Genomic DNA, 11,896 nt, shown 5'->3' with positions numbered 1-11,896 from the left:
AGAAGCGACAAGGACGAGTTCATCGGCGAGCTCAAGCAGAAGCTGGAAGGCGCCAGCGCGTTCTACCTGACGGATTTCACGGGGCTGAACGTCAAGCAGATGACGCAGTTCCGCGCCCGCCTGCGCAAGCAGGGGGTGGAGTACGTCGTGGTGAAGAACACGCTGGCCCAGCGCGCGCTGCAGGGGCTCGACGTGCCCGACGTGGCCGCGTTCTTCACCGGCCCCACCGGCCTGGTGATCGGCCGCGACGACGCGGTGGCCGCGGCCAAGGCGCTGACCGACTTCGCCCGCGAGTTCGGCGACCGGCCGGCCGTGAAGGTGGGGGTGGTGGAGCGCCGCGAGGTGAACGCCGACCAGGTGAAGAAGCTGGCCGACATGCCTCCCCGCGAGGTCCTGCTGGCGCAGATCGCCGGCGGGCTGCAGGCGCCCATGGCGCGCCTGGCGGGCGGGATGAGCCAGCTGCTGGCGGGCTTCGCCCGCGCGGTCGACGCGCTGCGGCAGCAGAAGGAGGGCGCCGGGGCCTGAGGCCGCCGAGCGCCGCACCAACGACAACCCGGTTTTCCGAACCACGTACCGTCTAGAAGAAGGAGCCCGCTGAAATGGCTACGCTTACCCGTGACGAGCTGCTCGACGCGATCGGCAACATGACCGTCCTCGAGCTGGCCGACTTCGTGAAGGCGTTCGAGGAGAAGTTCGGCGTGACCGCGGCCGCCCCCGTGGCGATGGCCGCCGCGCCGGCCGCCGGCGGCGGCGCCGCCGCCCCGGCCGCCGAGGAGCAGACGGAGTTCACCGTCGTGCTGCAGGGCGCCGGCGAGAAGAAGATCCAGGTCATCAAGGTGGTCCGCGAGATCACCGGCCTGGGGCTGAAGGAGGCCAAGGACCTGGTCGACGGCGCGCCCAAGCCGGTGAAGGAGGGCGTGTCGAAGGAGGAGGCCAACCAGATCAAGGCCAAGCTCGAGGAGCAGGGCGCGTCGGTCGAGCTGAAGTAGTCGGACGGCTGCCGCGGGCGGCCTCTCCCCCGGAGAGGCCGCGCGCGGCGGGCGCCCGAAGCCGCTCCGGCCAGCGCGGCGCCCCATGCCGGTCCAACTTCAGCCCGAAGGTAAATGATGGCGCCCACGCGGCCTCTTACATAGATCACGGACGGCACGTCACCCCGCCGGGGCTTCCGGTCGGGGTCGTTTGCGCTTTCCGGTCCGGTTCCACGCGCTCGAAGAGGGAGACCCACTTGGCAACCGTAAACAAGCCGATCGTCTCGTTCGCCAAGCTGACGGCGGGGATGGAGCATCCCAACCTGCTGGACGTTCAGCTGCGCGCGTTCGAAACGCTGCTGCAGACCGACGCGGCCGCGCGCGAGCGCGAGGACGTCGGGCTGGAGCGTGTGTTCAACGAGATCTTCCCCATCTCCGACGTCAACGGGAACTTCTCCCTGGAGTACGTCCGCTACGCCCTGGGCGAGCCGAAGTACGACATGGAGGAGTGCATGGAGCGCGACATGACGTACGCGGCTCCGCTCAAGGCGACGCTCCGGCTGGTGGTGTGGGAGGACATCGGGGACGAGCGCCGTCCGAAGGACATCATCGAAAAGGAAGTGTACCTGGGGGACCTGCCGGTGCTGACCCCCCTGGGCACGTTCATCATCAACGGCGCGGAGCGCGTGATCGTCTCGCAGCTCCACCGCTCTCCCGGCGTGGTGTTCGAGGAGACCACGCACCCCAACGGGAGCAAGCTGTTCAGCGCCCGCATCATCCCGTTCCGCGGCTCGTGGGTCGAGTTCACCATCGACATCCACGACGTGGTGGCGGTGCACATCGACAAGAAGAAGAAGTTCCCCGCCACGGCGCTGCTGCGCGCGGTGGGGTACTCGCGCGACGCCGACATCCTGGGCGTGTTCTTCAACCGCGAGAGCGTGGCGCTGTCGTCGCTCGCCGGCGAGGGGACGCGCGAGGGGCGCCGCGGCGAGGTGTTCCACGGCTTCCTGGCCGCCGACGTGCCCGATCCCGCCATCCTGGGGCCCGAGGGCCCGCGGTTCTACCGCGACGCGGTGGTCCCCGGAACGGGCGAGGTGTTCGAGCGCGGCGCGCGGCTGACGCCCGACGCCTACCGCACGCTCACCGAGGGCGGCGTGTACACGCTTCCCGTGATCGCGTCGGCGCTGCTGGCGCGCGCGGGCGACGAGGTGAACGCCGAGGTCGTCGGCCGGCTGACGCGCGCCGGCGTGGAGAGCGTGCAGCTCTTCCGCCCGCAGGGGCAGACGGGGACGTCGCTCCGCGCCACGCTCGGCAAGGACCCCACGCGGGGGACGCTCGACTCGCTCTTCGCCATCCACAACCTGGTGCGCCCGGGGACGGCCCCGGCGCCCGACGTGTGGACCGAGGACGAGTACTTCGAGGCCGGCGACGGCATCATGCACGTGGCCGACTTCCTCCGCGCCTGGAACGAGCGCGACAGCGCCTCGGCCGACCCCAACTCGCGCGAGGCGCAGCGCACCGCCGAGGAGCGCATGCTGCGCTTCGCGCAGGAGCGCGGCATCCGCTACGTGTGGGAGAACTTCCGCGAGGAGCGGGCGGAGAAGACCGCGCGCCCGTCGCGGGTGCTGGTGTACGAGCTGAACCGCGTCGTCCAGGTCTACACCCAGGTGTGGCGCCTGCTCTTCCAGCCGCGCGCTTCGCTGGTGGTCTCCGGCGACCTGGCGGACGGCGGCTCGGCGACCGCGCGCAGCGACTACAGCGAGTACCTGGAGGAGACGCTCAACAAGCGGTACGACCTCGGTCGTGTCGGCCGCTACAAGATCAACCAGCGGCTGGGCGACGCCTTCCGCTCGCTGCACTTCGCCGTGCCCCCCGCGGGGATGACGGCGCTGACCGCGCAGGACGTGCTGGCGATCCTCTACAACCTGGTGGAGCTGCACGAGGGGCGCGGCTACACCGACGACATCGACCACCTGGGGAACCGCCGCGTTCGCTCGGTGGGCGAGCTGATCGCCAACCAGTTCTCCGTGGGCCTCAGCCGCATGGCGCGGCTGGTGCGCGAGCGCATGTCGATCGTGTCGGACCCCGACAAGATCAACATCGACGACCTGGTCAACGCGCGCACGGTCTCGGCGGTGATCCAGCAGTTCTTCGGATCGTCGCAGCTGTCGCAGTTCATGGACCAGACCAACCCCCTGGCCGAGATGACGCACAAGCGGCGTCTCTCCGCGCTGGGGCCGGGCGGCCTGACCCGCGAGCGCGCCGGCTTCGAGGTGCGCGACGTGCACTACTCGCACTACGGGCGCATGTGCCCGATCGAGACGCCGGAAGGTCCGAACATCGGGCTGATCAACTCGCTGACCACGTACTCGCGGATCAACGACCTGGGCTTCATCGAGACGCCCTACCGCAAGGTGGTGCGCGCGGTGGTGAAGTATCCGTCGACCGTGAAGCTGGACGACGCGGTCCGCCTGGTCCTGGGCGAGCGCTCCAAGGTGTTCGCCAAGAAGGGCGAGGAGGTCGACGAGGCCCGCGGCCGCGAGGTGTTCCGCGCCATGATCGTGGGCGCCGAGCTGGCCGAGGACGTGCTCGACTGGACCTCGCTCTTCCCGCGGATGCTGGCGGGCGAGATCCCGCAGACCGAGTGGGACGCGGCCTTCGCCACCCTCCCCGTCCTGGCCCGCCGCGGCGAGCGCGTGACCGAGGAGCTGGCCGACCGCATCTCTGCGCAGCCGGTGAACCTGGTCCGCGTGGTGTCGCGCCGCGCCGGCGCGGCCGCGCGCGGCGTGGCCCCCGAGGCCATTCGCAACCCGGCGTCGCTGCCGGTGCGCGTGTTCGCGCCGAAGGCGGCCGCGGTGCTGGCGGTGCCGGGGACGGTGCTCACCGCCGAGGTGGTGGACGCGATCCACGCGCGGCAGATGGAGGGCCTCGCCGAGGCGGACTTCGGCGACACGCCCGACGAGGTGGGGCTGGACTTCGTGACCGGCGTGGCCGCGCTCTCGCCCGAGGGCGACGTGGGCCGCGTGCCGGTGGGGACGAAGGTGCCGGTGGTGCACGTGACCCCGGTGGTGACGCGGATCACCGCGTGGCTGTCGGCGAACGAGGAAGAGAACGCGCGCATCGCGCAGGCGAACGCGCCGCTGACGGGGGAGAACACCTTCGTCAACGAGTTCATCCTCTGCCGCGAGCGGGGCGACTTCCCCCTGCTGCGCCCGGACGAGATCGACTTCATGGACGTGGCGCCCGACCAGCTGGTGTCGATCGCCGCGGCGCTGATCCCGTTCCTGGAGCACGACGACGCCAACCGCGCCCTCATGGGCTCGAACATGCAGCGCCAGGCGGTGCCGCTCCTCTTCCCCGAGGCCCCGCTCGTCGGGACCGGGCTGGAGCAGGTCATCGCCGTTGACTCCGGAGCCGTGGTCGTCGCGCGTCGCGGCGGCGTGGTGAAGGAAGTGACCGCCGACCACATCGTGGTGGACGCGGGCGGCGAGGGCGCGACCGGCGACGAGCCGCTGCGGCGCCTGGCGCAGTTCGACCGCTACCGGATGAAGAAGTACTGGCGCACCAACCAGGACACAGCGCTGAACCAGCGTCCGCTGGTCTACGTCGGGCAGCAGGTGAAGAAGGGCGACGTCCTGGCCGACGGCGCGAGCACCGACGGCGGCGAGCTGGCCCTGGGACGGAACCTGCTGGTGGCGTTCATGCCCTGGTACGGCAACAACTTCGAGGACGCCATCATCCTCAGCGAGCGCCTGGTGCGCGACGACGTGTACACGTCGATCCACATCCAGGAGCTGGAGCTGCAGGTGCGCGACACCAAGCGCGGGATGGAGGAGATCACGCGCGAGATCCCGAACGTGGCCGAGGAGTCCCTCGTGGACCTCGACGAGCGGGGCGTGGTGCGCATCGGCGCGCGGGTGAAGGCCGGCGACATCCTGGTGGGCAAGATCACGCCGAAGGGCGAGACCGAGCTCTCGCCCGAGGAGAAGCTGCTGACCGCGATCTTCGGCGAGAAGGCCAAGGACGTGAAGGATTCGTCGCTCAAGGTCCCGCCCGGTGTGGAGGGGACGGTGATCGACGTGAAGATCTTCTCGCGCCGCATCGACGACCCGATCCTGGAGAAGGAGCGCGGGCAGAAGATCGGCGAGCTGCGCACCTTCGAGCGCAACGAGATCCAGCGCATCGGCGAGGCGCGCGACGAGGAGGTCAAGGAGCTGATCCGCGGCAAGGAGGCCGCCCTCTTCCTGAAGAAGGGGACGGTGGAGCCCTACTTCAACGAGGGCACCGTGCTGACGGACGAGATCGTGGACGCGCTGGACCTGGGCGAGGTGGACCTCACCACGCTCAAGGTGACCGACCGGCCGACCAACGAGCAGCTCCGCCGCCTGATCGACGAGAGCAAGCGCCGCATCGAGCGGGTGCGCCAGAAGACCGAGAACCAGATCGACAAGGTCTTCCAGCCCGACGAGCTGCCTCCGGGCGTCGTGCAGCTGGTGAAGGTGTACCTGGCGGAGAAGCGCAAGATCTCCGTGGGCGACAAGATGGCCGGGCGCCACGGGAACAAGGGCATCATCGCCCGCATCGTTCCCGACGAGGACATGCCGGTGATGCCGGACGGCACCCCGGTGGACGTCTGCCTCAACCCGCTGGGCGTGCCCAGCCGCATGAACGTGGGGCAGATCCTCGAGACGCACCTCGGCTGGGCGTCGCGCGTGCTGGGCTTCGAGAGCAAGACCGCGGTGTTCCAGGGGGCGAGCGAGGACGAGATCGGCGTGCTGATCCGCCTCGCGGGCGTGACCTGGGCGGGCCGTGCGCTCGGGGTCACCGCGCAGCCGCCGGCGTTCACGGTCGACGACGTCCGCGCCATCGCCCACGCGGCGCACGCGCTGGAGGAGTCGGGCGAGCCCGAGCCGCGGCCCGAGACCGGCATCGGCCGGCCCATCGACCGCCTGCTGGTGGGCGACGGCGTGCCCGCCGAGGTGCGGGCGAAGCTCACGCCGCTGGTCGAGTACCTGGTTGCCGCCGCGCGCGAGGTGGCCGAGATGCGGGAGGGCGACTTCGAGACGCTCTACCCGGCGGCGGCGGCGCTGGCGGCCGCGGGCGGGAAGGCGAAGGCCGGCGACACGCTGGTGAACGCCGCGCTCGAGGAGCACATGGCGGCGGCCGGGCTGACCCCCGGCGGCAAGGTGTGGATGCGCGACGGGCGCAGCGGCAACACGTTCGAGAGCCCGGTGACGATCGGGGCCATCTACATGCTGAAGCTGAGCCACCTGGTGGACGACAAGATCCACGCGCGCTCCATCGGCCCGTACTCGCTGGTCACGCAGCAGCCGCTGGCCGGCAAGGCGCAGTTCGGCGGCCAGCGCTTCGGCGAGATGGAGGTGTGGGCGCTGGAGGCGTACGGCGCCGCGCACACGCTGCAGGAGATCCTGACGGTGAAGAGCGACGACGTGAACGGCCGCTCGCGCGTGTACGAGGCCATCGTGAAGGGCGAGAACCTTCCGGAGCCCGGCCTTCCCGAGAGCTTCAACGTGCTCGTGAAGGAGCTGCAGGCGCTGGGGATCAGCGTGACGCTGGGGAACTGAGGAAGTCCTAAGTCCTGAGTCCTAAGTCCTAAGTAACTGCTGTTCAACTTAGGACTTAGGACTTGGGACCCAGGACTTCGCAGTTCGGCCTTGACTCGATAGCTACGATTGACCGCCGGCGGCCGACCGCCGGCGGAACACCCGATACAGCAAGGGGACCATGATCGACTTTCCCCGCGGCCGCGAGACCCGGTCTCAGGACTTCAACTACATCCAGGTGAAGCTGGCCTCCCCCGAGGAGATCCGCTCCTGGAGCTTCGGCGAGGTCACCAAGCCGGAGACCATCAACTACCGCTCGTTCAAGCCCGAGCGCGACGGCCTGTTCTGCGAGCGCATCTTCGGTCCGGTGAAGGACTGGGAGTGCCACTGCGGCAAGTTCAAGCGCATCCGCTTCCGCGGCCACGTCTGCGACAAGTGCGGCGTCGAGGTGACTCTCTCCAAGGTCCGCCGCGAGCGGATGGGGCACATCGAGCTGGCCGTGCCGGTGGCGCACATCTGGATGTTCAAGACGCTTCCCAGCCAGATGGGCTACCTGCTGGGGATGACGCTGCGCGACCTGGAGAAGGTCATCTACTACGCCGCGTACGTCGTCACCGCCGTGGGCAGCCAAGACGTGAAGCACAGCCAGGTCCTCGACGAGGACGAGTACCTGGCGCTGCGCGAGAAGGCCCGCGAGGAGGGCGATGCCGAGTTCCGCGCCGAGATCGGCGCCGACGCGGTGCGCAACCTCCTGCGCCAGATCGACGTGGAGTCGCTCGCGGAGACGCTGCGCGCGCAGGTGGCGGGCGAGACCAGCCAGCACCGCAAGAAGATGGTGCTGAAGCGGCTGAAGGTGATCGACGCCATCCGAAACTCGGGCGACACCGCCGGCGAGCGCAACAAGCCGGAGTGGATGATCATGGACGTGATCCCGGTCATCCCCCCCGACCTGCGCCCGCTGGTGCCGCTCGACGGCGGCCGCTTCGCCACGTCGGACCTGAACGACCTCTACCGGCGCGTCATCAACCGGAACAACCGGCTGAAGAAGCTGATGGAGATGCGCGCCCCCGAGGTCATCCTGCGCAACGAGAAGCGCATGCTGCAGGAGGCCGTGGACGCGCTGTTCGACAACGGCCGGCGCAGCAAGGCCATCCGCGGCCGCGGCAAGCGCCCGCTGAAGTCGCTCAGCGACATGCTGAAGGGGAAGCAGGGGCGCTTCCGCCAGAACCTCCTCGGCAAGCGCGTGGACTACTCGGGGCGCTCGGTGATCGTCGTCGGGCCGGAGCTGCGGCTGCACCAGTGCGGCCTCCCCAAGGCGATGGCGGTGGAGCTGTTCAAGCCGTTCATCATCCACGAGCTCGAGAAGCGCGGCGAGGCCGAGACGGTCAAGCGCGCCAAGAAGATCGTGGAGCGCGACGACCCGCGCGTGTACGAGGTGCTCGAGGACATCATCCGCGACCACCCCGTGCTGCTGAACCGCGCGCCCACGCTGCACCGCCTGGGGATCCAGGCGTTCGAGCCGGTGCTGGTCGAGGGGAAGGCCATCCGCATCCACCCGCTGGTGTGCGCGGCCTTCAACGCCGACTTCGACGGCGACCAGATGGCCGTGCACGTGCCGCTGTCGTTCGAGGCGCAGCTCGAGGCGCGGGTGCTGATGCTGTCGTCGAACAACATCCTGCTCCCGTCCAACGGCCGGCCCATCGCGGCGCCCAGCCAGGACATCGTGATCGGGTGCTACTGGCTGACGCACGAGACGGCGCGCCACCAGGCCACCTTCGAGGCCGACCTGGCCGAGCAGCAGAAGGCGCCGCAGGAGCGCGACCTGAGCAAGGTCGTCCGCCGCTTCGGCAGCGTGGCCGAGGTGGAGATGGCGCTGGCCCACAAGGCCGTGGGCTACCACTCGCCCATCTACTACTTCACCGATCCGCGCCCCGAGGCGGAGATGGAGGAGGGCGAGGAGCGCAGGGCCGCCTGGATCAAGACCACCCCGGGGCGGGTGATCTTCAACTCCGTGGTGCCGCCCCGGCTGGGGTACTGGAACCGCACCATGGGGAAGAAGGAGCTGGGCGACATCATCTTCACCGCCTACCGCGAGGTGGGGCTGGCCACGACGGTGGTGTTCCTGGACGACCTGAAGGCGTTCGGGTTCCGCTACAGCACCCTGGGCGGCGTGTCGGTGGGGATCGAGGACATGGAGATCCCCGCGGAGAAGGACCAGATCCTCCGCGAGGCCGAGGACGACGTCACGCGCTTCACCCGCGCGTACAACAACGGCGTGATCTCCAACGGCGAGCGCTACAACAAGGTGATCGACACCTGGACGCACGCCAACAACGACGTGGCCGACGCCATGGTCGACCGCCTCCGGCGCAGCCGCGGCGGGTTCAACCCCGTGTACATGATGATGAACTCGGGGGCCCGCGGCAGCCGCGACCAGATGCGGCAGCTGGCCGGGATGCGCGGCCTGATGGCCAAGCCGCAGAAGAAGCTCACCGGCGGCATCGGCGAGATCATCGAGAGCCCGATCAAGTCGAACTTCCGCGAGGGGCTCACCGTGCTGGAGTACTTCATCTCCACGCACGGCGCCCGTAAGGGTCTCGCGGACACGGCGCTGAAGACGGCGGACGCCGGGTACCTGACGCGGCGACTGGTGGACGTGGCGCAGGACGTGACCATCACCGAGGAGGACTGCGGGACGATCCTGGGCCTCGAGGTCTCCGCCCTGAAGGAGGGCGAGGACGTGGTGGAGCCGCTGAAGGACCGCATCGTGGGCTCGGTGGCGGCCGACGACGTGTTCGACCCGATCGACGGCGAGCTGATCGTGGAGGCCGGGAAGCTGATCGACGAGGAGATCGCCGACCAGATCGAGGATGCCGGCATCCAGTCGGTGAAGATCCGCTCGGTGCTGACCTGCGAGAGCCGTCGCGGGCTGTGCGTGAAGTGCTACGGCCGCAATCTCGCGACGATGGGGATCGTGGACCCGGGCGAGGCCGTGGGCATCCTGGCCGCGCAGTCGATCGGCGAGCCGGGGACGCAGCTGACGCTGCGCACCTTCCACATCGGCGGCACGGCGGCGCGCATCGCCGCCACCACGGTGCGGAAGAGCAAGGTGGAGGGCGTGGCGCAGTTCGACCGCATCACCACCGTCACCACGCCGGACGGCACGCGCATCGTCACCTCGCGCGAGGGCGAGATCATCATGCGCACCGCCGAGGGCGCGGTGCGCAGCCGGCTGGCGGTGCCGTACGGCGCCACCATCGCCGTGCACGACGGCGACAAGATCGCCGTGGGCGACACGCTGTTCTCGTGGGACCCGTACTCCGAGCCGATCGTGGCCGACTTCGGCGGCACGGTGCGCTTCATCGACATCGTCGACGAGGCCACGGTGCGCGAGGAGCTGGACGAGAGCACGGGGCGGCGCCAGATGGTGATCATCGAGGACCGCAGCAAGAAGCTGCACCCGATGATCGAGATCGTCGACGCCAACGGCGTGAAGCTGCGCGAGTTCATCGTGCCCGTGGGCGCGCAGCTGACCGTGCGCGACGCCGAGGCCATCGAGCCCGGCGCCACGCTGGCCAAGATCGCGCGCGAGGCGTACAAGACGCGCGACATCACCGGCGGCCTGCCGCGCATCGCCGAGCTGTTCGAGGCGCGCCGGCCCAAGGACCCGGCGGTGATCACCGAGGTCGACGGCACCGTGCGCTTCGGCGACATCAAGCGCGGCAAGCGCGAGGTGATCGTGATCCCCGACACGGGGAACGAGCGGGTGTACGAGGTGCCGGTGGGCAAGCACCTGCGCGTGCACGAGGGCGACTTCGTGCGCGCCGGCGACCGCCTGTCGGAGGGTCCGGTGAACCCGCACGACATCCTGCGGATCAAGGGTCCGGCGGCGGTGCAGCAGTACCTGCTGAACGAGGTGCAGGAGGTCTACCGCCTGCAGGGCGTGAAGATCAACGACAAGCACATCGGCGTGATCATCCGCCAGATGCTCCAGAAGGTCCGGATCATGGAGCCGGGCGACACGGAGTTCCTGGAGGGCGAGACCATCGACCGCACGGTGTTCCTGGACACCAACCAGGAGGCGCTGAACGGCGGGAAGAAGCCGGCGACGTCCGAGCCGCTGCTGCTCGGCATCACCAAGGCCTCGCTGACCACGCAGTCGTTCATCTCCGCGGCCAGCTTCCAGGAGACCACGCGGGTGCTGACCGACGCCGCCATCCGCGGCGCGCGCGACAACCTGCAGGGGCTGAAGGAGAACATCATCATCGGGCACCTGATCCCGGCGGGCACCGGCATCTACCGGTACCAGGACGTGGAGTTCGGGCCCGAGGAGCCGGAGGAGGTGGAGGCGAGCGACGACGGCGGGTTCGGCCCCGCCGCCAGCGCCCGCCCCGAGATCGCGGCCGCCGACGAGGCGACGGTGATCCCGGCCTGACGCCGGCCTGGGTTTCGGTAGACGAGCGGCCCCGGGGCATCACGCCCCGGGGCCGCTCGCTTCGTCCAGCATCTTTGGAGATGAAGCCCGGCTGCTATATTTCATCTGCCGTCCCACCCGATCTCCCTCTCCAGTCCCGCCCCATGCGACGCCTCTCCCTGCGCAGGACGCTCTCCGAGAACCCGCGCGAGTTCGTGCTCGCGGCGCTCCTGTTCACCGTTGGCGCGGTGCTGCTGGCGGGGTTCGGCGTGACCACGCTCTCCGGCTCGACGTACTCCGAGGGCGACCTGAAGGGCGCCGACATTGCGTACCAGATCATCGGCTGGGGGAAGTACGTCGCCTGCCTGCGGCTGCTCTACCTGGCCGACCGGGCGACGCTCCGCCACGGGTACATCGGGTGGAAGCGGACGGCGCTGCTCTGGCTGCCGCTGGCGCTGTTCGTCTTCTACTCGTACCTGCAGTGGGTGGCGATCGGCGACGCGCGCATCGACTACATGCAGCGCACCGGGCACTGGGACGGCGGGTTCGCGGGGTCCGTGCTGTTCATGGCCGTCGCCTACCCGATCGCGTTCGCGCTGTCGGCGGTCAACGCGCTGTGGATCCAGCGGCGGCAGCTGCGCGTCGCGCTGTAAGCGCGCGGAGAAAGACAGAAAAGAATTGGCTCACGCAGCAGGCGTTCGACAGTTCCGGCTACATGCGAGACCCAGGATTGGCGCCAATCCTGGGTTTTTCGCGCTCAAAACACTGGATTCATCGATTTTCTGTTGTACACGGATTTTTGATGTGCGTTGACTCAGCAACAGGCATGCACCTATCCTGTTGCACATGTACCTGCGCGAGGTCGTCTCACCCCGCAAGCGCGGCCCCGACGCCCGCTACCTCCAGCTGGTCGAGGGCGAGCGCGACGATCGGGGCCGTGTCCAGACGCG

Annotated in this window: 5 protein-coding genes; all 5 read left to right on the top strand. The window is 69.3% G+C overall.

What is annotated here, in order from left to right:
- Positions 1 to 525 (top strand): 50S ribosomal protein L10 (rplJ, locus tag VF092_03720; protein ID HEX6746400.1); only part of this gene is annotated, 525 nt, incomplete at its 5' end.
- Between the two features lie 74 nt (positions 526 to 599).
- A complete protein-coding gene (gene rplL / locus VF092_03715; GenBank protein HEX6746399.1) occupies positions 600 to 989 on the top strand; it encodes a 50S ribosomal protein L7/L12 in 390 nt (129 codons plus the stop codon).
- A gap of 236 nt (positions 990 to 1,225) precedes the next feature.
- Positions 1,226 to 6,553 (top strand): hypothetical protein, encoded by a 5,328-nt coding sequence (locus tag VF092_03710; protein ID HEX6746398.1) that lies wholly within the window; start codon positions 1,226 to 1,228, stop codon positions 6,551 to 6,553.
- Between the two features lie 160 nt (positions 6,554 to 6,713).
- Positions 6,714 to 10,967 (top strand): DNA-directed RNA polymerase subunit beta', encoded by a 4,254-nt coding sequence (rpoC, locus tag VF092_03705; protein HEX6746397.1) that lies wholly within the window; start codon positions 6,714 to 6,716, stop codon positions 10,965 to 10,967.
- 143 nt (positions 10,968 to 11,110) lie between these two features.
- The gene (locus VF092_03700; protein HEX6746396.1) at positions 11,111 to 11,599 is read left to right on the top strand and encodes a hypothetical protein; all 489 of its coding nucleotides are present in this window, start codon (positions 11,111 to 11,113) and stop codon (positions 11,597 to 11,599) included.
- Positions 11,600 to 11,896 lie beyond the last annotated feature (297 nt).

This window comes from Longimicrobium sp. (assembly GCA_036377595.1).
GTDB lineage: Bacteria > Gemmatimonadota > Gemmatimonadetes > Longimicrobiales > Longimicrobiaceae > Longimicrobium.
The sequence above is the reverse complement of the archived record's forward strand: the minus strand, read 5'-3'. Positions and strand labels throughout refer to the sequence as shown.

What these genes read in the sequence shown, in the direction of transcription:
- rplL (HEX6746399.1), top strand. Translation starts at nt 600, where the DNA reads ATGGCTACGCTTACCCGTGACGAGCTGCTCGACGCGATCGGCAACATG.
- rpoC (HEX6746397.1), top strand. Translation starts at nt 6,714, where the DNA reads ATGATCGACTTTCCCCGCGGCCGCGAGACCCGGTCTCAGGACTTCAAC.
- VF092_03700 (HEX6746396.1), top strand. Translation starts at nt 11,111, where the DNA reads ATGCGACGCCTCTCCCTGCGCAGGACGCTCTCCGAGAACCCGCGCGAG.